The organism is Microcystis sp. LE19-131.1A, from assembly GCF_027532015.1.
GTDB lineage: Bacteria > Cyanobacteriota > Cyanobacteriia > Cyanobacteriales > Microcystaceae > Microcystis > Microcystis ichthyoblabe_A.
The window spans coordinates 1-22,890 of record NZ_JAPZSS010000236.1; the positions used below are offsets into that span (position 1 = coordinate 1).

General features: G+C 41.3%; 21 protein-coding genes and 1 pseudogene. 19 read left to right on the plus strand and 3 right to left on the minus strand.

Translation table 11 applies throughout. The features are described from left to right. Positions 1–302: 302 nt before the first annotated feature. On the minus strand, positions 303–1,871 hold the full coding sequence (locus O9323_RS17065) for an NAD(P)H-hydrate dehydratase (protein ID WP_272096298.1): 1,569 nt from the start codon (positions 1,869–1,871) through the stop codon (positions 303–305). 330 nt (positions 1,872–2,201) lie between these two features. Between O9323_RS17065 and O9323_RS17070 the strand changes: the two genes are divergently transcribed. The 18 genes and pseudogenes from O9323_RS17070 (at position 2,202) to O9323_RS17150 (ending at position 16,227) form a co-directional block, all read left to right on the plus strand. Next, the gene (locus O9323_RS17070) at positions 2,202–3,077 is read left to right on the plus strand and encodes a hypothetical protein (protein ID WP_288125460.1); all 876 of its coding nucleotides are present in this window, start codon (positions 2,202–2,204) and stop codon (positions 3,075–3,077) included. 96 nt (positions 3,078–3,173) lie between these two features. Further along, positions 3,174–4,205 (plus strand): N-6 DNA methylase, encoded by a 1,032-nt coding sequence (locus tag O9323_RS17075; protein ID WP_288125461.1) that lies wholly within the window; start codon positions 3,174–3,176, stop codon positions 4,203–4,205. Between the two features lie 3 nt (positions 4,206–4,208). Then, on the plus strand, positions 4,209–4,535 hold the full coding sequence (locus O9323_RS17080; RefSeq protein WP_002749521.1) for a DUF6883 domain-containing protein: 327 nt from the start codon (positions 4,209–4,211) through the stop codon (positions 4,533–4,535). Between the two features lie 3 nt (positions 4,536–4,538). Then, positions 4,539–4,763, plus strand: a complete 225-nt coding sequence (locus O9323_RS17085) for a DUF4926 domain-containing protein (RefSeq protein WP_002735184.1) — start codon at positions 4,539–4,541, stop codon at positions 4,761–4,763. Positions 4,764–5,063: 300 nt separating this feature from the next. Beyond that, a pseudogene (locus tag O9323_RS22935) lies at positions 5,064–5,368 on the plus strand (N-6 DNA methylase); the annotation flags it as partial. 135 nt (positions 5,369–5,503) lie between these two features. After that, positions 5,504–5,731: a type II toxin-antitoxin system Phd/YefM family antitoxin gene (locus O9323_RS17090; protein WP_002742618.1), complete on the plus strand. Its 228-nt coding sequence runs from the start codon at positions 5,504–5,506 to the stop codon at positions 5,729–5,731. A 2-nt stretch (positions 5,732–5,733) separates the two neighbouring features. Next, entirely contained in the window at positions 5,734–6,120 is a 387-nt protein-coding gene (locus O9323_RS17095; RefSeq protein ID WP_002754453.1) for a type II toxin-antitoxin system VapC family toxin, read from the plus strand. Between the two features lie 17 nt (positions 6,121–6,137). Then, a complete protein-coding gene (locus O9323_RS17100; protein WP_130757332.1) occupies positions 6,138–7,439 on the plus strand; it encodes a type ISP restriction/modification enzyme in 1,302 nt (433 codons plus the stop codon). A gap of 16 nt (positions 7,440–7,455) precedes the next feature. Further along, positions 7,456–7,734 carry a hypothetical protein gene (locus O9323_RS17105; protein WP_002736884.1) on the plus strand — a complete coding sequence of 93 codons (279 nt, stop codon included), beginning with the start codon at positions 7,456–7,458 and terminating at the stop codon, positions 7,732–7,734. Positions 7,735–7,736: 2 nt separating this feature from the next. Beyond that, positions 7,737–8,147, plus strand: coding sequence for a type II toxin-antitoxin system VapC family toxin (locus tag O9323_RS17110; protein ID WP_002737382.1), 411 nt, complete (start codon positions 7,737–7,739; stop codon positions 8,145–8,147). A gap of 6 nt (positions 8,148–8,153) precedes the next feature. Next, positions 8,154–8,357: a hypothetical protein gene (locus tag O9323_RS17115; protein ID WP_002754447.1), complete on the plus strand. Its 204-nt coding sequence runs from the start codon at positions 8,154–8,156 to the stop codon at positions 8,355–8,357. Between the two features lie 75 nt (positions 8,358–8,432). Beyond that, positions 8,433–8,735, plus strand: coding sequence for a DUF433 domain-containing protein (locus O9323_RS17120; protein ID WP_002754445.1), 303 nt, complete (start codon positions 8,433–8,435; stop codon positions 8,733–8,735). Next, positions 8,732–9,103, plus strand: coding sequence for a DUF5615 family PIN-like protein (locus O9323_RS17125; protein ID WP_002754443.1), 372 nt, complete (start codon positions 8,732–8,734; stop codon positions 9,101–9,103). The genes O9323_RS17120 and O9323_RS17125 overlap by 4 nt, the downstream gene beginning before the upstream one ends. Then, positions 9,100–9,348 (plus strand): type ISP restriction/modification enzyme, encoded by a 249-nt coding sequence (locus O9323_RS17130; RefSeq protein WP_002754437.1) that lies wholly within the window; start codon positions 9,100–9,102, stop codon positions 9,346–9,348. The genes O9323_RS17125 and O9323_RS17130 overlap by 4 nt, the downstream gene beginning before the upstream one ends. An 18-nt stretch (positions 9,349–9,366) precedes the next feature. After that, a complete protein-coding gene (locus O9323_RS17135) occupies positions 9,367–13,602 on the plus strand; it encodes a helicase-related protein (RefSeq protein ID WP_149107389.1) in 4,236 nt (1,411 codons plus the stop codon). A gap of 282 nt (positions 13,603–13,884) precedes the next feature. Further along, complete coding sequence (locus O9323_RS17140; protein WP_306766099.1) at positions 13,885–14,478, plus strand: alpha/beta hydrolase; 594 nt, start codon at positions 13,885–13,887, stop codon at positions 14,476–14,478. Continuing rightward, on the plus strand, positions 14,475–15,815 hold the full coding sequence (locus O9323_RS17145; RefSeq protein WP_288125462.1) for a 16S rRNA (cytosine(967)-C(5))-methyltransferase: 1,341 nt from the start codon (positions 14,475–14,477) through the stop codon (positions 15,813–15,815). The genes O9323_RS17140 and O9323_RS17145 overlap by 4 nt, the downstream gene beginning before the upstream one ends. Before the next feature lies 1 nt (position 15,816). Beyond that, entirely contained in the window at positions 15,817–16,227 is a 411-nt protein-coding gene (locus O9323_RS17150) for a tellurite resistance TerB family protein (RefSeq protein WP_002754429.1), read from the plus strand. 68 nt (positions 16,228–16,295) lie between these two features. Here O9323_RS17150 and O9323_RS17155 read toward each other — a convergent pair whose 3' ends face one another. Both O9323_RS17155 and pruA read right to left on the minus strand, forming a co-directional pair. Further along, positions 16,296–17,930 carry an alpha-D-glucose phosphate-specific phosphoglucomutase gene (locus O9323_RS17155; RefSeq protein ID WP_288125463.1) on the minus strand — a complete coding sequence of 545 codons (1,635 nt, stop codon included), beginning with the start codon at positions 17,928–17,930 and terminating at the stop codon, positions 16,296–16,298. 293 nt (positions 17,931–18,223) lie between these two features. Continuing rightward, complete coding sequence (pruA, locus tag O9323_RS17160; protein WP_288125464.1) at positions 18,224–21,193, minus strand: L-glutamate gamma-semialdehyde dehydrogenase; 2,970 nt, start codon at positions 21,191–21,193, stop codon at positions 18,224–18,226. Between the two features lie 407 nt (positions 21,194–21,600). Between pruA and O9323_RS17165 the strand changes: the two genes are divergently transcribed. Further along, positions 21,601–22,785 carry an NAD(P)H-quinone oxidoreductase subunit H gene (locus O9323_RS17165; RefSeq protein WP_002754423.1) on the plus strand — a complete coding sequence of 395 codons (1,185 nt, stop codon included), beginning with the start codon at positions 21,601–21,603 and terminating at the stop codon, positions 22,783–22,785. The last annotated feature ends 105 nt before the right edge of the window (positions 22,786–22,890 follow it).

Sequence of the window (22,890 nt, forward strand, 5' to 3'; positions counted from 1 at the left end):
AAGAAAAACTTGATTAATAATGTACAGGATTAATTCTACTACAAAATTGGAAGGAGGGGGCAACCATCGATCCCTACCTCCCACACTCCGAGAATGATTATTATTCTTGAGAATGAATAGTTTATTTTTTGGAAGTCCCTAGGTTTGGTGGATATTATGTATTCTAAGATATAGTCCTGCTGGCGAGTGAATGGAACGAACCACAGAGACACAAAGGACACAAAGATAGAACGCTACTTATTTCTGCGTTTCTTAGGTGGGTATTATGAAAGATATTTGAATGTTAGATACAGTAAAAATCATCAATTCTGATCCCCCCGCCTATCGGCACCCCCCTTATCAAGGGGGGCAGGGGGGATCGAATCTTTAAGGGCAGCAAATAAATAATTAGCTAAAGTTACTCCATCTACTCCTAATTCTGTCCTTTCTTTGGCTGCTAAAATGCCGGCTTGAGCGTGTAAATAAGCCGCTAATGCGGTTGCTTCCGAGGGTTTATCTGGCATTTGGGTTAAGAATCCGCCGATTAATCCTGTTAAAACATCACCACTACCACCTCGCGCTAAAGCGGAGGTACTTTCGGGAATTAAATACATTTTACCTTCCGGGGAGGCGATTATAGTTCTGGCTCCTTTTAATAAGACAATTGCACCACTTTGTTGAGATGCTTCTTGAGTGATATTAATCCTGTCCTGAGAACCTGAGAAGTTAGGAAATAAGCGTTTAAATTCTCCCCAATGAGGCGTTAAAATTGTCTTATTCTGGCGAGATGATAATTTTTCTATACCCAATTGAGCCAAAATATTTAAAGCATCGGCATCGAGTATAATCGGTTTATCACTATCTAAAACCTGTTCGATAATAGCGGGATTTTCTGTAGTTAATCCAGGACCACAGGCGAGGACATGATAATTATTTAATTCTAGGGGAAGTTCGGCAATAGCTCCCGTGGCAGTTTCGGGACAATCGATAATTAATGCTTCTGGTAAATGACTAATTAATAAAGATTTAAGGGCAGCAGGAACAGCAATAGAAAGCATTCCCACACCACTACCTCGCGCTCCTAATCCGGTGAGAATTGCCCCCCCCGCATAACGACGAGAACCACAGATAATTAATAAATGTCCCTGCTGATATTTATGGGTAAGGAGAGGACGGGGTAAAGGTAAATAAGGGCGAATTAGATCGGGATTAACCCTCAGAATTGGCGGTGAATCTTGTAAAATTGTTTCTAGGTCAAGGGGACTAATTCCTATATCAATTAACTCCACTTTACCCAGATAGGGTAAGGCCAAATCTTGGAAAAAAGCTCGCTTCCAGAGTCCCAAACAAAAGGTATGAGTGGCTTTAATTGCCGTGCCTAAAACCTCTCCGGTGTCGGTGTGAATTCCTGAAGCAATATCGATACTAATTACCGGTTTTTGCCAACTATTAATTTTATCGACTAATTCGGCAATCTCTCCCGATAAAGTCCTTTCTAAACCAAAACCGAAAAGACCATCGATAATTAACTGACAATCCTCCAAAGATTCTAAAGTTTTCTGAAAAATTAAGCCTAAATGCTTGACATAATTAGCCTGTTGTGCTGTTAAATCCTTGAGTTTGGCGATCGGACAAAAAAGAGATACTTGATAACCAGCGAGATGTAATTCTCTAGCAATCACGAGAGCGTCGCCGCCATTGTGACCAGGGCCAACGATAACGCCGATTTTGGGGAAATTAGCCAAAGAATAGGACTTTTTAAACTGTTGTGCCGTTAACAGGGCTGCCTTTTCCATCAAAGCGGCCACAGGCATACCGGAGGCAAAAATCGCCCCTTCAATGCGACGCATCTGCTCGCTATTAACCACGTTTAACCGATAATTGTAGCTCATTGCAGGGATAAATTGCCTGTTAACAGGTCTAGATAACTTTTTTGCCGAAAAACTGCCAATTAGCCCGCATTTTCACCAGCTAAAGGCTGGGTTGGGTGATAATAGCCAGATCATTCTGTCTAGTTTCCGCTTGACGGTGAGCAATGGATATATTAATTAAGTAGGTAGGCGTTAAAAACTATCAGATGCCCCCCTTATTAAGGGGGGATTAAGGGGGGATCGGCACCCCCCTTATTAAGGGGGGATTAAGGGGGGATCGAACCTAAAATCCATTTTTAATTTAATTATAACCAGCTACTTAATATTGTCATTTTATAGGATAATTGTCTTATGCCTATCACTGCCGCCCAACTAAAAACTATTGTTACTGGCGATGAGTCCGCTAGAGCCGAATCTCTGCGAACGATCCTTAACTATCCCGTACTAGAAAGGGACTCCCAAGGGTCAAGGTTTTGGTATTTGCGTCCGGGGGGCAACCCAGAAGATGCCGCAGAAACTTGTCCTATTGCTGTTGGTTTTTATCAGGAATTAAATCGAGGAACAGACCAAGAAATTAAGCAGTTTCTCACTTCAGAGCCACAGCAACAGGAAATCTATGGTCACTATATTGACAGAATTGCTGAGGATCAACCTGTCATGTATTTACTTTTCCCATTTTTCCCTTTTGAAGAGGAGTTAGGGGGAATTAAAAATCAAGCTAGAGTAGCTTTTATCTTACCCACTGAGGGGGGATTACGGCAGCGGGGGATTCAAACTTTTGCCTTTGAGGATGAGGATTTAAGGGCGAGGTTAGCACGGTTACATTGGGATGAATTAGCAGATAAAATTCTTGAAAAAGCTCTTAATTTAATCCCGCAAGTTGATTGGATTTTCTATAAACCTGCTGAAACTGCTCAGGAGTTAGCCCACGAATTAGCCGCAGTTACCCAACGCATTGAACGGGCGATACCTGATGTTTATAGTCAGGAAAATCAAGGGGGTTATTTACATAAATTATTAGAGAGTTTTCGGAAAGAGTTATTGCCCAATCTCAAGCTAAATTCTGAGGATCAGAAAGATTATAGTTTTAGTGATATTTACGCTCAAACTATTGCTTATGGTTTGTTTACGGCGCGGGTATTTAGTTATGTCAAGAATCCGAAACGAGATTTTAATCGCTACCATACTTGGCAAGAATTACCAGAAACTAACCCTTTTTTAAGGTAGTTATTTAAAGATGTTTCCCAGCGTCCGGCGGCGGAGTTGGGGGATGAGTTAATTGATAGTATCGGTGAGGCGTTTGGCATCCTCAGAGCGGCAAAAATGGAGGCAATCTTAACGGATTTTCGCAATAAGATGAACCGCGAGGATATTGTTATTCGCTTTTATGAGGACTTTTTAGCGGCTTATAAGCCTCAAATGCGGGAGAAAAGGGGGGTTTATTATACTCCTGAACCTGTGGTGTCTTATATAGTGCGTTCCGTTGATGAGTTGATTAAGGATAAGTTTAATAAACCGTTGGGAATTGCGGACTCAGAGGTGATGATTCTTGACCCTGCTTGTGGGACGGGGACGTTTTTATTATGGGTATTTCAGTTGATTCATAAGCGGTTTGAGGAGAACCCAGTCGCGTTGACGGCAGGGTTAGCGGATAAGTCTTGGTCGGGGTATGTTTCGGAAAGGTTATTACCTCGGATTTTTGGCTTTGAGTTGTTGATGGCTCCCTATGCAATTTGTCATCTAAAGTTGGGGTTATTTCTGGAAGAGACGGGTTATCAGTTTGCGAGTGGCAAGCGGTTAGGGGTTTATCTGATTAATACTTTAGAGGATATTAAGTTAAGGGAAGAAAAGCAGCAGTTAACTTTAGCTTTACCCCAAATGGAGGAGTTAATAGCAGAGGAAGCAAAAGCAGGTTCTCGGATTAAGAAAAATGAACCGATTATGGTTGTTATTGGCAATCCTCCCTATTCTGGTCATTCGGAAAATAATAATGAGTGGATCAAAAATTTAGTTAATGATTATTACTTTATTGATGGCAAGGGTTTAGGTGAGAAAAATACGAAATGGTTACAGGATGATTATGTTAAATTTATCAGGTTTGCACAGTGGCGAATTGATAAAAGTCAAAAGGGAATTTTAGCTTTTATTAATAATCATGGTTTTTTAGATAATCCTACTTTTCGAGGCATGAGACAACAGTTAATTAATACTTTTGATGAGATTTTTATTTATGATTTACATGGTAACAGTAAGAAAAAAGAAACCGCTTTAGACGGTAGTAAAGATGAAAATGTTTTTGATATTCAGCAGGGGGTTAGTATTGGTATAATGGTAAAAAGCATGGATGTAAGTTAACTCATGGCTTTGCTTGATCCTAAGACGGTTATTTCTCCAGCTAAATTGAAAGATTATCTTTTAGTGTTATTGCCTAAAGATGATAAATCACAATATTTAGCTCAAGCTGGTTATAATCAAGATAATTGGGTACAATTAGAAAAAGATTTAAGAGAGCAAATCCTTACTTTAGAAGCAACTCCTACCACTAAAACTAAATATGGTCAAAAATATGAAATTATTGGTAATTTAAGAGGAGTTAATAATAAGATTCTCTCAGTCAAAACCATTTGGATGGTTACACCTACTGAAACAAAATTTGTTACTTTATTTCCGTTTGAAGGAGGTTAGAGCATGAAATTTAGTTTATTTACCCAAGTTCGTTTAATTGAAGATTTACCTGAGTATGGTTTAAGTCAGGGTGATTTGGGTACTATTGTTGAACATTATCCCAATCCTGAAGGAGAAGATGGTTATAGTTTAGAGGGGTTAATTCCTCTAAATACGGTAGAAGTGTCTGAATCTCAAATTGAGTTGGTGTCCATGGGGATAACGAAAAAACAAGCAGTTTCTTTTTAGTGTTATTTTTGCATGACAAGTTCGGTAGAACCCAAATATGTTCTAATATAATGGAGTAAAAATATGAACCTTTTGCTAGAGATGAAGCAAAAGCAACAAGTGATTTAGATTTATTAGTAGAATTTCAAAGAAAAGTTACCTTTGATAAATATATGGAAGTTTTTTTTAGAAGATAATTTGGGTTTGTCTGTAGATTTAGTAACAAAAAAAATGTTAAAAACCCAAGTTATTAACTCTATCAAAGAGGAGGCTATTTATGTCTCGTAGTTTAAAGCTATATTGTGATGATATCTTAATTAGCGGTTGGGGGTTTATTTAATTAACACTCTAGAGGATATTAAGTTAAGGGAAGAAAAGCAGCAGTTAACTTTAGCTTTACCCCAAATGGAGGAGTTAATAATAATCATGGCTTTTTAGATAATCCTACTTTTCGAGGCACGAAACAACAGTTAATTAACACTTTTGATGAGATTTTTATTTATGATTTACATGGTAACAGTAAGAAAAAAGAAATTTGTCCTGATGGTAGTAAAGATGAAAATGTCTTTGATATTCAGCAGGGGGTTAGTATTGGTATAATGGTAAAAAGCTTAATGACACCATGAAGCTACCGAACCCTGAAGGAGCTATACTAGGAGATAAGCTAGAATGTTATTGTTTGAATTTTCAGCATAGCGTAGGCAAGTATAAAGCCTTTCGGTTAAACTAATGTTTGTATTGTTTATCAGTGGGGTACACTAATGAATACAGTTGAATTAAAACAAGCAAAAAATCAATTTAATGATTTATTGGAAGCTGTCCTGAAAGGTGAAGAAATTATTATTACAGAAAATAATCAACCTGTAATTAAATTAAGTCCTGTCAAGTTAGCCAAGAAACCACCGCGTCAACCCGGAAGTGCTGCGGGAAAAGTTTGGATAGCCGATGATTTTGATGCTCCTTTAACTGATTTTGCGGATTATATGTAATTATGCTCAAAGTTTTAATAGATACTCATGTATTTCTTTGGTATGTCACTAATAATAAACAATTGCGAGATAACCATAAAATTATGATTAATGAAAGAGAAAATCTGGTTTATCTTAGTCAAGCTAGTATTTGGGAAATGGCTATCAAATATAGTCTAAGAAAATTAACTTTTGATTCGCCTTTTCGAGAATTTATTGAGTCACAAATTCAGATAAATGATTTTCAGATTTTGCCTCTTAATTTACTACATTTTGAACAAGTAGCTCAATTACCTTTTCAGCATCAAGATCCTTTTGACCGGATGATTATTGCTCAAGCAATAGCCGAAAATGTTCCTGTTATTAGTTATGATCAGGTATTTGATTGTTATATAGTTAAACGTTTATAAAAAGAGGAGGTTTAATCATGGCTAAAATCTATCACGCTCATTTATACGGTTTAAGAGAAGATAAATATCAAATATTAAAAGAAAATACGGTTAACTCTACTAATTTTCATGAGGTTAACCCTCAATCTCCTTTTTATTTGTTGATTCCTCAAAATACTGATTTATTTGGTGAATATGAACAAGGATTTAAACTAACAGAGTTTATGAATGAATATTCTTTAGGATGTCTTACTAAAAGAGATAAATTAGTAATTAATTACTCTATTAATTCAGTAAAAAAACAAATCGCCAGTTTTCTTGATCCAGAGAAAACGGACAATCAGTCTGCACAAGAATTTAATTTAAGACTTGTTGATAACGATATGTGGAACACAAATATGGCAAGAAAATCTGTAGATGTTAATCAAATAGTTAAATATATTAAATCCGAGTGTTTTAGACCGTTTGATAATAGATTTATTTTTTATCACGAAAAGTTTGTTGCTCGTTTAAATCGTCGTATTATGCAACATTTAGATCAGAAAAAGAATATAGCATTAGTAACTGTTCGTCAGTTAGCTTCATTACCATTTGAGCATATATATGTAACTGATAATCTTACCGATCAACATATTATCTCTGTTAGAACAAAAGAAGGGGGGGTAATTTTTCCCCTCTACCTCTACCCCGACTCCGATAAAGCTCAAGAACTCCAACAAGAAAAACGTCCCAACTTCTCCCCAGACTTCCTCAAAACCCTAGAAACAAAACTCGGTTACTTACCCACACCAGAAACAATCTTTTACTACATCTACGCCGTCTTTCATTCTCCCACCTATCGCAGCCGTTACGCCGAATTTCTCAAGATAGACTTTCCCAGAGTACCCCTCACCAGCAACGATAACCTATTCCGTCAACTCGCAGAATACGGAGAACAACTGGTACAGCTTCACCTGATGACATCTCCTAAACTTGATCCTCCCTTAGCCCCCTCTTCAAAAAGGGGGGGAGTGGAAGCCCCCCTTATTAAGGGGGGTTGGGGGGATCTATCTTTTGTGAGTAAAAGCGATAGAATTGTAGCGGCAGGACATCCCAAATATAGCAAAGGAGAAGTCCACATTAACAAACAAGGAGACTGTTTTAGAGGAGTACCTGAAGCAGTTTGGAACTTCTATATTGGCGGTTATCAAGTTTGTCAGAAATGGTTAAAAGACAGAAAAGGACGCACCCTATCAGACGAGGATATACTGCACTATCATAAGATAGTAGTAGCCCTAGCCGAAACCATCAAATTAATGCAGTTAATCGATGCTGCGATTCCGGGTTTTCCTATTGAGTAATTAAGGAAAAATTATCATGAATAATATCGAAATTAAGCAAAAAATAAACGAAAAACTTGACCTACTAAACACAGAAGAATTAACTCTGATCGACAATTTATTAAATCAGATTACCTCTTTTATCACAACAAAAAAAACTCTGAATATTCCAGCAAAAGATGGTTTAGACAATGAGGATCCTTTAGCAGACTTAAGAAATAGTGATTTTATTGGTTGTTTTGCTGATGAACCAGATTTAGCGGCAAAATCAGAGGAAATCGCCCAAGGTATTTTGTCCAGAAAAGATATTGGGTAATTATGATTATTGCTGATACAGGTTTTTTTGTTGCTTTAGGGAATAAAAACGATAATTTTCATGCCAAAGCCAAACAAAAACTTGTCACATTAAAAGAGCCATTAATTACCACTTATCCAGTGGTGGTAGAAACCAGTTATCTTCTTTGGGAAAGATGCGGAAATGATGCTCAATTCAAATTTATACGTCAATTAACTCAAGGGAGTATTAAAATTTTTCATCTAGAAAATATTCATTTAGAACGAATGCTAGAATTAATGATAAAATATTTGAATTTGCCAATGGACTTAGCTGATGCTTCTTTAGTAGTATTAGCTGAAACAATTCAAGAGAACAGAATATTAACCACAGATAGGCGAGATTTTACTGTTTATCGTTGGCTAAATAATCAAACATTTGAACTTTTACTTTAAGAAGAGATGAAAATGACAGCGATTGAATTACAAAGAAAGGGATTTAAGGCTTTAGTTGATGCTTTAGGTATTGTGGATGCTATGCGCTTTATTCATCAATATGATAGCGGTAGTGGTGATTATACCAAAGAGTGCCATCAGTGGTTAGATCAGTTAACAATTGATGATTTCCATAATTATGTTCGACAAAAACGCCAAAGCCAAAAATGAATAAAACCGCTAGGGACGCACCCTATCAGATGAGAACATACTGCACTATCATAAGATAAAGGAGATGATTAGATTATGACTGCTACTGTTATCGATATTGGAACTTTAATTATTAGTAGCCCTGAAACTTGTGGTAATCGGCCTCGCATTGCCGGGACGCGAATCACAGTTGGGCGTATTGCAACGCTATGGAAACAAGGACTTAATGCTGAAGCGATTCAAAATGAATATCCCCATATAGAACTGGCAAAAATTTATGCCGCCCTAGCTTATTATCATGCCAATCGAGAAGAAATTGAACAACTTTTGGCTCAAGACCAGACAGATTATCAGCGATATAGTCAACTTTATTCACAGCCGCCAGGTTCTCATTCATGACCCAACTGAGGCTATATCTGGATGAAGATATGATGTCGCACTCGTTAGTTCAAGCTTTAGCTAATCGAGGTGTCGATGTAACGACTGTCTTAACAGAGGGTCGAGAGGGTTTGAGTGATGAGGAACAATTAAAATGGGCAGCGTCTCAAAACCGTGTTATTTGCACAGCCAATGTTGCTGATTTTGTGCAATTACATATTCAATTTATTGAGACTAACGAAACTCATAAGGGAATTTTGATTATTCCTCAACAGCAGTACTCAATTAGTCAATGCTTGCGGGGTTTAATGACATTCATCTCTGCTTATAAGCCTGAGTCCGTAACCAACCAAATTTACTTTTTAAGTAGTTTCTTGATATCCCCATGACCCAAATCTACCACAGACACCTCTACTGCACCCGCGACAGCAATTATGACTGGTTACTGCATCATGTTCACTACTACTATATTGGCGGTTATCAAGTCTGTCAGAAATGGTTAAAAGACCGCCAGGGACGCACCTTGTCAGATGAGGACATATTGCACTATCATAAGATAGTAGTGGCCCTAGCCGAAACCATCAAATTAATGCAGTTAATCGATGCTGCTATACCTAGTTTTTCCATCAAGTAAATATAGCCAGCAAGATTTATGCTCGAAACCGTAATCCAAGACTTGATAAAACAACAACGCCCCTACTACCACCCCGAAGGGGATTACATCAAAGGTGTCAATAATAACTATTGGCTAGTTTTTAAACATCGAGATGCGGAGAACCTCTTGCGAAATATAGTGAGTTTCTTGGGCCTACAAAAACATTCTACTCATAAGCTGTTCCGCATTGAACTCAACACCGCTCACATCTTTGAATATACCCCTAAACGAGAGGGAAATATCCCCAGCATTGCCTTACTCCGCACCAGTAAATTAACCATTATTGAACAATTCTTAAACCTCGAAAATGCCAGCAAAGAAGAAAGCTTAATTCGTGGAACATTTATCGAAATAGAACATAAAAAAAGACGTAGATTTAATTTACCCGAACAGCTAGACAAATACAATCAATTTATTGCTGCCTATTTAGAACGTACTAAAATCTATAGAAGAAGTACCGCCTACTTTAATAGTGGAGTTCTCAAACTTTATGAAGAACCTCTTTTTAATTTAGTCTTAAATGAAGGTCAGATTAAACTCTTAATGGACTGGCAAGGCTTCACCAATAAACGAGATGTTCAAGAATTAGAAAAACTCCACAACCCCGAATATCGTCAACAATATATTACCCGAACTTTAACCGAATGTTTACAAGGACTAGCTGATAAAACCTTTAGCAGTACCACTATTCTAGCGGAATTAGTTAGGTTGGGAATCCTTACCATCAAACTTGTTAAAATGCAAGAAACTAGAGGTATTTATCATAAAAAAACAGGGATTTTAACCGATAGTTTAGGTAACTCTATTTTACATGAAGGCTCAGATAACTTCACTGGTGCTGCTCATAGTAGTAACGCCGAGAGTATCACCTTTTTATATTACTCAGACTCCTTAGATTTAGAGACAATTCAACAGTCAATAATCGAATTTGACCAAGAATGGCAAGAGCCAGAATTAAGCTTTGATTTAACTCAAGAATTTTTGCAACAAGTCTTAGCAGAAAAACAGCGCCGACAACAACAAATTCAACCTCAAATAGAGACAATTAGTCCTCAAGAATTTCCCGCAGGCGCAACTACAAATATTAAAATTAAGGGTAAAAACCTAGACAAAATTGAAGAAATTGAGATTCCCGATAATCCCTTAATCGCAGTAGAAATAGAGGAAAAACAACCCCATCTCCTAACAGGAACTGTCACCGTTGATCCCGAACATCCCTCCACTTCTTTAAAAACTTTTAGAGTCAAAGAGAAACAGGGAACTTATCAGATTACGCCAACTCAAGCCCCAACTATTAAACAAGAAATAACCTTACCTGAATGGGAAGAAATAGCTGGATTTAAACAAGCGATTGAACTAATCCTACAGGGAAAACAGGGAACCCCCGATGATTTTCTCTACTGGTTAGCCCAACAACGCCCCCACCTGCTCAACATTCAATCCAGTAACATTTTAGATCGACTGGTTAATCAAGACATCCTGTTTGAACATCAAAAATCCGGCGCACAACATTGTTTGAGAGTCATGCAGAACTTTGGCGTAGTGGTTTGTGCCGATGCGGTAGGCTTAGGAAAAACCCGCCTTGCTGCTGCGGTAACAAAACTCTACCTAGAAGAAAATCCTCAAACTAAAATTGCCATTATTGCTGCCAAAAAACTCCACCCGAACTGGGAGAGAGAAATGGCAGAATTAGGATTGCTCGCCAAGAAACACTACGAACTCTACAATAAAAACCTAATGAGTCGTGGCGGCGATCGCTTTTATGATGAATTTACCCGCCATGGGGGTGCGGCAGATTTAGTCATCATTGATGAAGCTCATGAAGGCATCCGTAACTATAACAACCGCATCCATAAAACCTGCCTGCAAATTAAAGAACACGATCGCCAGATTGAAAGACAAAGATATTACCTGCTCCTGACGGCAACCCCTTGGAACAACCGCCGCGAAGACATCTATAACATCCTTTCTCCCTTTCTCACCCGTCCCGAAGGCTTCCAAGAATTGGGCTTTCCCCCCGAAGTCAAACAATGGTTTGCCAGCCGAGAAATAGGAATAGAAAACTTTACCGATACCACCAATATTTTCCGGCGCACCTATCGAGAACTCTTCTTACAGCGTACCCGCAAGATGTTGAGAGAAGCCACCCCAGACTTACAACTCTATGCCCAACGCCTTGCCCAATGGCTGCCCGTCCAATTTGAACCAGAAACCGAACAAGCATTAGAACGGATCTTCAGTCAGTTTGAAGATAATCTGTTTATTCCCTTTGCCGACCCGATCCGTTACTTAACCAGCACAGTGGAACAGCGTTCTTTACTGAAAAACCAGCGCCGGATGTTTTTACAACGGGCAGAGTCTAGTATGTATGCTCTACGACGAACCATTAAAAACTTTAGCGATCGCATTCCCTTACTCCAACAGCAACTCGAACAAGTCACCCCGGATGCCGAAGGGTTAAAACAATTTCTCTTACAACATTACAAATTTCAAGCTGAAAAAACAGGAAGAGAAACCGACTGGTTGGGGATAGAAGAAAATGGGGATGAGGATTATTGGGAAGAGGAAGAAGATGAAGAAGAAACTGACAGCAACAAAGGGGAAAAACGTCAACAGTTACGCCGCTCTATTGACCTAGCCACCGATAAACTGAAAAATAATCCCCTAGAAGCTAAAAATATCTATAACCGCATTCTCGCTGACTGTCATAGTGATTTAGAGCAACTACAGCAGATTTCAGTCCTCTTAGCCAATGAATTTGTCACCGACCACAAACGACAGCAAGTTAGCCGGAAAGTCATGGAATTAGTTGCTGATGGTCACAAAGTTTTACTAATTTCTACTTTCTCCGATACCGTCATTGATTACTACCGCTACATGAGCCAAAATCAGGTCATTGTCTCCAAAGGAATTGGCATGGCAATGGGCAGTCACAAACTTTACTACACCGATGAAAAATCGATTAAGATTGCGCCAAACAACGCCCTCAGAGGAAACAACCAGCAAACCGGACTCCAGCGCCAACAATTATTCCGTTTATTTGCCCCCGAAGCCACTTGTAAAAACCCGAACGAACGCCCTTTACTAGAACAGGAAATAGCCGTCCTCATCGGTTCAGAAACCCTCTCCGTCGGTCAAAACCTGCAAGATGCCGACTATCTAATTAACATTGACCTCCCCTGGAATCCCATGGTCTTGGAACAGCGCATCGGCAGAATCGATCGCCCCAAATCCCATCCTTGCCAATATATTTACATCTATTACGCCAACAGTGAAAGTCAGCTACTCAGACAAGCGGGCCGACTAGCTAACCTGAATAAGAAACTAATTGGGGAACTGGCCAAAGATGACAAAATTCCCCATATCAGTAATGTAGAGGAGTTGGGCGCTTCCGTTTATGGAGATACCTACTTTGACGATCAAATTCTCCCCGGTTATATTGACTTCATCCACAATCTAATTAAAGCCCGACAACTCGAACAAGAAAGTTTTCAAGAACAAACCTATCAAAAACAAGAAACTAGCCGCAACCTCTACAGTCAAAACGAGCTTTTGCATAGTGAAGAATTGCGGAAGCTCTACGAAAGATTAGGAGAAAAATATCAGCCCAATCCTCTAACTATCGGTCAATTTACCACCTCGGAATTACCCACCAGTGTAGTCGCTTTAACTCTCGATTACTTTGACCCTAATGGTCAACCAATTCCCGAACAAAATCAACTAATTTATTGGAACGATCTAAGCAGAGAAAATGATGGTTTAGGAGTAGCAATCGCCACAGCTTTTAAAACCCCTCAAGCCAGCCAGATTGTTCCCGCGAAACCAATCATTAACCTAGCCCAGCAGCTTTATGAACAACTGGTTCAAGTTAAACAAAAATTAAGCCAAGACCTAGAAGAAACTGCTATTTTAGAAAATATCCAACTCAATTCAGAACGACTAAGTAGGATTCAAAAGCGCATCCAAACTATGTCAGCTTTTCCCGCCAACGTTAACCGAAAAATGGTTAAAAATACCCTAAATAAATTGAGCCAAGCTAAAGAAACAAAGAAAGTGCAAAAACTGCTCAAAGATTACACTGACGGTGAACCAAGCCAACTCGATGATCAAAAATTTATTCTGGGGTTGATTCAGGGTACAGAACAGCTTAATTTACTGACCTTTGATACTGCTAAACCTTCCAGTTTAAAACTTTCTCTTTCAGCCATGTTACTGAGAATTTGGCTCTTCTAGGTTCTGTGTGATAAGTTTAACTTACAATATGATCGATCGATCTTTGTGTCCTTTGTGTCTTTGTGGTTCGCTCCACTCCCTCGCCAGCAGGACTGTATCTTAGAATACATTTTACCCACCAAACCTAAGAGAGCCATGAGGCAAGGAGCAAGGTTTTCTTTTCACTGATTACTGTTGACTGAAAAGACTCCCCCACAGCCATCTTACTCCGGGGAAAATCGCTATAGAATAGAGAGAAAAAAGAATTGCGAGGAAAAAACTCTGTCTTTTAACCCGATTGTCATTCCCCCTTCCCCGGAAAATCCCGCTCGCTATCTAGTGATCATGCTGCACGGTTGGGGTGCCGATGCCATGGATCTGGCCCCCCTTGCATCGATGCTGGATCTGGCTGATTGTCAATTTTTGTTTCCTAATGCTCCCTTTGATCATCCGCAAGTGCCGGGGGGACGCGCCTGGTATGCGCTAGAAACCTCCGATCATCAAGGTTTAGTCGCTAGTCGTCAACAGTTGCACGATTGGATTATTTCCCTAGAAGCAACTACCGGCATTCCCCTAGAGCGGACTTTTTTGACCGGTTTTTCCCAAGGAGGAGCGATGACCCTGGATGTGGGTTTATCCTTACCCTTGGCGGGATTGGGTTCCCTGAGTGGTTATCTGCACGGTGAACCCCATCCCCAAGGTCCACAAAATGTCTTAATTGTTCATGGTAAGCAGGATCCCGTCGTTCCTATCGCTGCCGCTCGTCAAGCCAGAGATTTACTGCTTGGTTTGGGGGTTAACGTCGAATATCACGAGTTAAATATGGGTCACGAAATCCCCATTCCGGCGCTGACTATATTACGCCAATTCCTCCGCAATCGTCTGGAAACGGCATGAATAATGCTCGTCAGCTGGCTTTGCTGATTTTACGCGATATCGATCGCTCCTCCGCTTATCCCGATCGCGCTCTTGATCGCCATTTGTCCGCTAGTTCCTTAAATTGTCTTGACAAAGCCTTGACAACGGAGATTGTTTATGGTATAATCCGCCGACAAAGAACTTTGGATGCGCTGCTCGATCGCCTGGGGAAAAAAACCGCGGCCCAGCAACCCCCAGATTTACGGCGAATTCTCCATATTGGTCTTTATCAACTGCGCTATCTCTCCCAGATTCCCCCATCAGCGGCGGTGAATACGGCGGTAGAATTAACTAAAATCAGTCATTTAGGCAAATTAGCGGCGGTGGTTAACGGAATGCTGCGGCAATATCTCCGTTTAACTGCTAATGGCGACGATCCTTTACTTTTACCGGAAAATACCGCTTCTAGATTGGGTATTCTCCACAGTTTCCCCGATTGGTTGGTGCAATTGTGGTTAGATCGCTTTAGTGTTACGGAAACGGAACAACTGTGTCAATGGTTTAATCGCTCTCCTGACCTCGATATTCGGATTAATCCCCTGAAAACTAGCCGAGAAGCCCTAGAAAATGAGTTAGAATCAGCCAATATAACTTTTCATCATCTTAAATTACCTCTAGCTTGCCGTTTAACCTCTGGTTTAGGCAATATTGAGCGTTTAGAGGGATTTCGAGCCGGAAATTACACCCTACAGGATATTAGCGCCCAATTAGTCACTTATCTACTCGATCCCCAGCCCGGAGAGACAATTATCGACGCTTGTGCGGCACCAGGGGGAAAAACCACTCATATTGCCGAATTAATGGGCGATCAGGGTAGAATATTAGCCTGTGATCAAACGGCATCCCGTTTACGACAGTTAGAAGCCAATATTAAAAGATTAGACTTAAAAGCGATCGAAATACATCTAGGGGATAGTCGCGATCGTCCCCAGTGGTGCGGCATCGCCGATCGTGTACTAATCGATGCTCCCTGTTCAGGATTGGGAACCCTGCACAAGCGTCCTGATATACGTTGGCGACAAACACCAGAAAATTTACCTGTACTAGCCAAACGACAGGGGGAACTTTTAGCCTCGGCTGCCACTTGGGTAAAACCGAAGGGAATCTTAGTTTATGCCACTTGTACTTTAAATCCGTTAGAAAATGAAAGAGTGATCGAGCAGTTTTTAGCCGCTCATCCCGATTGGAAAATGGCCACTCCTGACTCTAATTCATGCGTCTCAGAATACTATACAGAAACGGGAGCGATCGAAGTGTTACCCCATCGGCATAATCAAGACGGTTTTTTTATGGCTAAGTTAGTCAAGGAAGTGTGAGATGAAAAATAAACAATTACTGAAAATTCTCATCGGTGTTGCTTGGATTGATGGTGTAATTCAACCATCAGAAAGAAGCTATTTAAGACAGGTAGCTGTGAGGGAAAAACTTGATGATGATCCGGAGATAAAACCACTATTATCGGAACTAAAACCGGTTAAAACCAGTGAATGTTATCGATGGTTAGAGTCCTATTTAGGCGATAATCCTAGTCCAGAAATCTATCAAGATCTACTAACATCGATTAGCACTTTAATCTATAGCGATGACGACGTGGATATACAGGAAGCGAAATTATTAACCAAAGTGCAGAGTTTTGATCCGACTCACGATAGCCATCGATCGATTTTAGATAAATTAGTGACGGGAATTCAGAAATTGTACCACAAGGCAATTACTGAAAGTAATTAAGGAGTAGCTATCAGTGATGAGCAGGTCAAAAAATTCCCCGATAAAAACTGATAGCTTCTCCCTATATTTTAGGTAATAACTGTGGGTTGTTCCCGTCCGGTAGATTGACGAATTTGACCGATTTCTTCAGCTAAATCAATTAACGGCTGTAGGGCTTTTTGGGTGTCGATATCGTGTTTACTTGCGTCCGGTTCATAACTTTCTAGATAAACCCGGAGAGTTGCTCCTTTAGTTCCCGTACCGGATAGACGATAAATAATCCGAGAACCATCGGTAAAACCAATGCGAATACCTTGATTTTTACTCACACTACCATCCACGGGATCCGTATAGCTAAAATCATCGGCATATTCCACTTCATAGTTACCAAATTGTTTACCCTTAAGGTCTAAAACCAGCTTCTGGAGACGTGCCATCATCTCTTTAGCCGGTTCTAAGGCGACTTCTTCATAATCATGACGAGAATAGAAATTACGACCAAATTCTTGCCAATGACTGCGAACAATTTCCTCTACAGATTCCCCTTTAACTGCCAAAATATTTAACCAGAAAAGAACCGCCCATAAACCATCTTTTTCGCGAATATGATTGGAACCCGTGCCGAAACTTTCCTCACCGCAAAGGGTTGCTTTCCCCGCATCTAACAAATTACCGAAGAATTTCCAACCGGTGGGAGTTTCATAACAGTCAATTCCCAGTTTAGCCGCTACGCGATCGGCCGCCGCACTGGTGGGCATCGATCGCGCCACTCCCGTGATACCATTTTGATAGCCCGGTACTAGATGAGCGTTGGCAGTCAGTACAGCTAAACTATCACTGGGGGTGACAAAAAAATTCCGACCGAGGATCATATTGCGATCGCCATCTCCATCGGAAGCAGCCCCAAAATCCGGAGCCTCTTGACCAAAGAGAATTTCTACCAGATCATGGGCATAGACTAGGTTAGGGTCGGGATGACCCCCACCAAAGTCCTCTAAGGGAATACCATTTAATACTGTACCCTTGGGCGCGCCTAAACGCTGTTCAAATATGGCATAAGCGTAGGGACCCGTCACCGCATGGAGAGAATCCATGCACATTTTAAACTTACCAGAAGTGAGTAGGGCCTGAATGCGATCGAAATCAAAAATCTTTTCCATCATTTTGACGTAGGGAGTAACCGCATCGATCACTTCCACATCCATAGTTCCCAGTTTAAAGGAACCGGGGCGATCGAGATTAATATCGGCCCCTAAGAGGATGTTATAACTGCTAATCACCTTAGTCTCGGCATAAATTGCATCGGTGATATTTTCCGGGGCTGGTCCGCCGTTAGTAATATTGTACTTAATGCCAAAATCGCCCTCTGGACCGCCGGGGTTATGACTAGCAGAGAGAACAATACCGCCAAAAGCGTTATTTTCGCGAATTAACCCAGAAATAGCGGGAGTGGAGACAATACCATCGGTTCCCACGAGTATTCTACCGATACCGTTAGCGGCGGCGATTTTCAGGATAGTTTGAATAGCTTGACGGTTATAATAACGACCATCTCCACCGACAACTAGGGTTTGACCCTCGATACCGTCTAAAGTATTGAAGATAGCTTGAATAAAATTTTCCAGATAATGGGGTTGTTGAAAAACGGGAACGGATTTTCGCAATCCAGAAGTCCCCGGTTTCTGGTCACTAAAGGGTTTTGTGGCAACAGTTTCAATCGTCATAGTCTTTTCTTGATAGGCCGACGCAATTGTAAACTTAAGTATATAGCAGTAGGTTGACAGCCAAGAAATCGGGTAAGAAAGACAACGGTTCTATTGGGTTTGGTGAGTGAGTGGAAGGAACCACTCCAGACACAAAGGACACAGAGATCGATCGCTCCTATATAATTTAAACTGATCACACAAAGAATAAGAGAGCTAATCTAAGGATAGGGGGTTAAGATGGGTCTTAGCCAATAAATGAACCAGATTTGGGGGTATAAACCCCCAATAATAACCAATTTTAGCTATATCGCTTAATCGGCCCCTTCAATCGGTGCAAATCCCTGACGTTGAATATTCTCGCTGATGTGACGAGGTTCGAGGAATTGCAGCAGATAATCTGGACCTCCTGCTTTGGAACCTACCCCCGACATCTTGAAACCCCCGAAGGGTTGACGGGAGACAATCGCACCGGTGATTCCCCGGTTAATATAGAGGTTTCCCACTTCAAATTCCTGCATAGCTCGGTTAATATGGGCAGGAGTGCGAGAATATAAGCCACCAGTTAAAGCATAGTCGGTTCCGTTAGCTACAGCTAAAGCTTCCTCAAAATTACTCACTTTGATAATTGCCACCACTGGACCGAAAATTTCCTCCATCGCTATTACCGCATCGGGGGGAACATTTTTAAAGACGGTGGGACTGACGAAGTAACCCACCTCTGGAATTGGCATTTCTAGAGCCAATTCTGCCTCTTTTTTGCCAGTTTCGATGTATTCCCGAATTCTTGCTTGAGCTTTCTCGTCGATAACCGGTCCTACTTCCGTACTCGGTAAATCCGTCGGCCCGATATTGAGGGACCCGGTAGCCTCGACAAAGCGATCAACAAAGCTATCATAGACGCTTTCCAGAACGATTATCCGCGAACAGGCTGAACATTTCTGGCCGGTGTAGCCAAAAGCGGACTTAACCGCACCGACAACGGCCTGATCTAAATCGGCACTCTCATCGACAATTAGGGCATTTTTGCCGCCCATTTCGGCGATAACTCGTTTTAGGTGTTTTTGACCCTTTTGCACGATAGAGGCATCTGTATAGATGCGACAGCCCACTTCTCGTGAACCGGTGAAGGCGATTAGGTGAACATCGGGATGGCTAACTAAATGCGCCCCCACCTGGGAACCTTTACCCGGGATATATTGGAAGACTCCAGCAGGAATACCCGCTTCTAGGAGAATCTCGGCAAATTTCGCCGTAATCACCGAAGAAGTCTCGGCAGGTTTCAATAGCGTGCAGTTACCTGCTACTAAAGCTGCCACTGTCATCCCAACTGCGATCGCTAGGGGGAAATTCCAGGGAGAAATCACTAAAGCAATACCCCGGGGTTGGTAGGAATAACGATTATTTTCGCCTGCCACGTCGAAATTATGCCCTAAATCCAGTCTTTCCATCTCGGAGGCGTAATAACGGCAAAAATCGATCGCTTCTGACACTTCTGGATCCGCCTGTTGGATAACTTTGCCCACTTCCAAACAAATCCAGGCCGATAACTCGTGTCGTCGCGCTTCCATCAAATCTGCTGCTTTTCGCAGTATTTCGGCTCTTTTAGCCACTGGAGTGCGTTTCCAAGCGGGAAAAGCCTGTTTCGCCGCTATTATCGCTTTTTCTGCCTGTTCCACCTCAATTAAGCCCACTTTTCCCACTATTTCCTGCGGGTTACAGGGATTAACGGAATTGATTTGAACATTGGTGGTGACGTATTCGCCATTAATTAGGGGTAAATAGGTCTTACCGAGGGAATTTTTGACAAAAGTAAGGGCTTGATTGGCTTTATTTCGTAGTTGCTCGTTGGCATAATCTGTATCGGGGGCATTAGGAAAACCGGGGATAATCGGGTTATCATTGCCTAAAACCCGGGGGGCTGCGATTAAATCTTCCACGGGACGATCCTCCAAATTTTGCCGTAGGAAAGAACTATTAGCAGTATTTTCTAATAAACGGCGGATTAGATAGGCCATACCGGGTAAAAGTTTTCCGTAGGGGGAATAAACCCGCACCCGATGACCCCGCTTCACTAAGGCTTTGGCTAATTGGTCGCCCATGCCGTACAATACCTGCATTTCAAAGCGACGACGGGGAATTTCTAAACTTTCTGCGATCGCACAGGCTAGGGCTTGCGATCGCACGTTATGACTACCGATAGCAGCGTATAAATATTGATGATTTTCCAATAATAACCGCGTCATCCGTTCATAATTGGCATCAGTGGCTGATTTTTCGTTATATACCGGCTGTGGCCAGTGATTTTGGCGACATTTAATTGTTTCCTGATCCCAGTAAGCGCCTTTGACTAGCCGGACAGTCAGGGGATAACCGCGCTTTTTAGCCCAATTAATTAAATCTTGTAAATCTTGGGCAGAATCTCTTAAATATGCCTGTAGGGTGATACCAATATCGGTACGACTGCGAAATTCTTCTTCTAGGAGTAATTCTTTCAGGATAGCCAGGGTGAGGTTTTTATAAACGTACTGTTCCATATCAAAATGGACTGCTACCCCTAACTCCTGAGCGCGTCGCAATAGTAGGCGAATGCGATCGCAAACTTTTTCTTTACTGCCAATCGGATCTATGGGATCAAACTGAGAATAAAAGGCAGTTAGCTTGACAGAAACCTGCACTTGTGGTAATAAGTCGCCGTCCGCTTCATCAATTTGGCTAACTTTATTCCATTTGGTTGCTTCTTGAGCCAAATGGGTGATTAAATCCAGATAACTTTGTAGATAAACTTGGGTTTCCGCTTCAGTAATTACCGCTTCACCGAGGAGATCTATGGTAAAAGCCATTTTTTCCTTCCGCAGACGGGTGACAGTGCGAGTAATTTGCTCTAGGTCTTCCCCGGCGATATACTTACGAGCTAAGGTTTCTACAGATTTAGCGATCAGACTGGCGGCCGTTTGAGCGGGTAGGGAGTTAGGATCACTAAAGTTGAGGATACTTTTCAGCGCACTGGGCAGTTCTACGGAAGCATCACCGAGGTATTGTTGCAGATGATTAGCGATCTCGGCATTACTGCGTAAAGCGGGTAAACAATCAATAAAACGGAATAATTGTACTCGTAAATTGGGGTTAGACATTGCCCAATCGAGTAATTTATCATCCCAACGCATTTGATCCTGTAAAGCAGACCAAAGACCTTTTTTTTCCCGAGTTTCGGCTAAAAGTTGTCTAGCGATCTCTTGGGTTTTAGTTTCGTAGTTTTGAGTTGAGTCGATTTGGATAACCACGGTGATTCAAGTAAAAAAAATTATCAACGGGATTCAGCTTTCAGCAAGCTACCGTCAGCCTTCAGCCTAAAATTCAGTTTTTGAGCTTTTTTAGCTGATTGCCGCTCTTAATGGCTCTTTTCTCTGGTTTATATTCTTACCGAAGGACTAATCAAAGCTAATAGCTGATCGCTTTTGCTGAACACTCTATTGTACTCGATCGAGCGGGGAAGTGGGGGTGTAGGGTTTAGGGTGTGGAGTGTGGGGAAGTGGGAAGTATAAATAAAAATAATCTCCTGACTACTGATTACTGATCACTGATCACTGATTACTGATTACTGATTACTGATACCCGATAGTCCTTGTGTATTGTCGAAGCGTTTACTTATAATAACTTTAAAAAGATTTTCGGGATCATCGGTAGCCCTATGGCAAAAATTGAAACGAGAACAGAACCCATGGTTTTAAACATGGGACCCCATCACCCTTCGATGCACGGAGTTTTGCGCTTAATCGTCACCCTTGACGGGGAAGACGTGATTGACTGTGAACCCGTAATCGGTTATCTTCATCGGGGCATGGAAAAAATTGCCGAAAATCGCACCAATGTCATGTACGTTCCCTACGTTAGTCGTTGGGATTACGCCGCAGGGATGTTTAACGAGGCGATTACAGTCAATGCTCCCGAAAAATTAGCCGATATCGCCGTTCCCAAACGAGCGCAATATATCCGGGTGATTATGTTGGAACTCAACCGCATCGCTAACCATTTACTCTGGTTAGGCCCCTTTATGGCGGATGTAGGCGCACAAACTCCCTTTTTCTACATTTTCCGGGAACGGGAGATGATTTATGACCTCTGGGAAGCTGCCACGGGAATGCGGTTAATTAATAATAATTATTTCCGTATTGGTGGCGTGGCGGTGGATTTACCCTACGGATGGGTGGATAAGTGCGAGGATTTCTGTGACTATTTTGACCCCAAAGTGGACGAATACGAGAAATTAATCACTAATAACCCGATTTTCCGCCGTCGTATTGAAGGGATAGGCTGCATTACCAGAGACGAAGCGATTAACTGGGGTTTATCCGGTCCGATGTTACGCGCTTCTGGGGTGAAATGGGATTTAAGAAAAGTTGACCATTACGAGTGTTACGACGATTTTGACTGGGAAGTGCATTGGGAAACCGCCGGCGATTGTTTTGCTCGTTATCTGGTGCGGATTCGGGAAATGCGCGAATCGGTGAAAATTATCCGGCAAGCACTGAAAGGTTTACCCGGTGGTCCCTACGAAAATCTGGAAGCAAAACGGATGGCAGAAGGGAAAAAATCAGCTTGGAATGATTTTGACTATCAATATATCGCCAAAAAAGTCGCCCCCACTTTCAAAATCCCTAAAGGTGAACATTATGTGCGTTTGGAAAGCGGTAAAGGGGAATTAGGTATCTTTATCGTCGGTAATGATGATGTTTTCCCTTGGCGTTGGAAAATTCGGGCTGCTGATTTTAATAATCTTCAAATTCTGCCTCATATCCTCAAAGGGGTAAAAGTTGCCGATATTATGGCGATTTTAGGCAGTATTGATATTATTATGGGGTCAGTCGATCGCTAAATCTCCTTCCTAGGGAGCAGGTAGGTTGATTCATGAATCAACCTACTATAACTGGAGCAGGACAGGGCTGATTCATTCTCCCAATCTAATTTTTTATTTTTGCCA

What these genes read in the sequence shown, in the direction of transcription:
- O9323_RS17065 (WP_272096298.1), bottom strand. Translation starts at nt 1,871, where the DNA reads ATGAGCTACAATTATCGGTTAAACGTGGTTAATAGCGAGCAGATGCGT.
- O9323_RS17070 (WP_288125460.1), top strand. Translation starts at nt 2,202, where the DNA reads ATGCCTATCACTGCCGCCCAACTAAAAACTATTGTTACTGGCGATGAG.
- O9323_RS17075 (WP_288125461.1), top strand. Translation starts at nt 3,174, where the DNA reads ATGGAGGCAATCTTAACGGATTTTCGCAATAAGATGAACCGCGAGGAT.
- O9323_RS17080 (WP_002749521.1), top strand. Translation starts at nt 4,209, where the DNA reads ATGGCTTTGCTTGATCCTAAGACGGTTATTTCTCCAGCTAAATTGAAA.
- O9323_RS17085 (WP_002735184.1), top strand. Translation starts at nt 4,539, where the DNA reads ATGAAATTTAGTTTATTTACCCAAGTTCGTTTAATTGAAGATTTACCT.
- O9323_RS17090 (WP_002742618.1), top strand. Translation starts at nt 5,504, where the DNA reads ATGAATACAGTTGAATTAAAACAAGCAAAAAATCAATTTAATGATTTA.
- O9323_RS17095 (WP_002754453.1), top strand. Translation starts at nt 5,734, where the DNA reads ATGCTCAAAGTTTTAATAGATACTCATGTATTTCTTTGGTATGTCACT.
- O9323_RS17100 (WP_130757332.1), top strand. Translation starts at nt 6,138, where the DNA reads ATGGCTAAAATCTATCACGCTCATTTATACGGTTTAAGAGAAGATAAA.
- O9323_RS17105 (WP_002736884.1), top strand. Translation starts at nt 7,456, where the DNA reads ATGAATAATATCGAAATTAAGCAAAAAATAAACGAAAAACTTGACCTA.
- O9323_RS17110 (WP_002737382.1), top strand. Translation starts at nt 7,737, where the DNA reads ATGATTATTGCTGATACAGGTTTTTTTGTTGCTTTAGGGAATAAAAAC.
- O9323_RS17115 (WP_002754447.1), top strand. Translation starts at nt 8,154, where the DNA reads ATGAAAATGACAGCGATTGAATTACAAAGAAAGGGATTTAAGGCTTTA.
- O9323_RS17120 (WP_002754445.1), top strand. Translation starts at nt 8,433, where the DNA reads ATGACTGCTACTGTTATCGATATTGGAACTTTAATTATTAGTAGCCCT.
- O9323_RS17125 (WP_002754443.1), top strand. Translation starts at nt 8,732, where the DNA reads ATGACCCAACTGAGGCTATATCTGGATGAAGATATGATGTCGCACTCG.
- O9323_RS17130 (WP_002754437.1), top strand. Translation starts at nt 9,100, where the DNA reads ATGACCCAAATCTACCACAGACACCTCTACTGCACCCGCGACAGCAAT.
- O9323_RS17135 (WP_149107389.1), top strand. Translation starts at nt 9,367, where the DNA reads ATGCTCGAAACCGTAATCCAAGACTTGATAAAACAACAACGCCCCTAC.
- O9323_RS17145 (WP_288125462.1), top strand. Translation starts at nt 14,475, where the DNA reads ATGAATAATGCTCGTCAGCTGGCTTTGCTGATTTTACGCGATATCGAT.
- O9323_RS17150 (WP_002754429.1), top strand. Translation starts at nt 15,817, where the DNA reads ATGAAAAATAAACAATTACTGAAAATTCTCATCGGTGTTGCTTGGATT.
- O9323_RS17155 (WP_288125463.1), bottom strand. Translation starts at nt 17,930, where the DNA reads ATGACGATTGAAACTGTTGCCACAAAACCCTTTAGTGACCAGAAACCG.
- O9323_RS17165 (WP_002754423.1), top strand. Translation starts at nt 21,601, where the DNA reads ATGGCAAAAATTGAAACGAGAACAGAACCCATGGTTTTAAACATGGGA.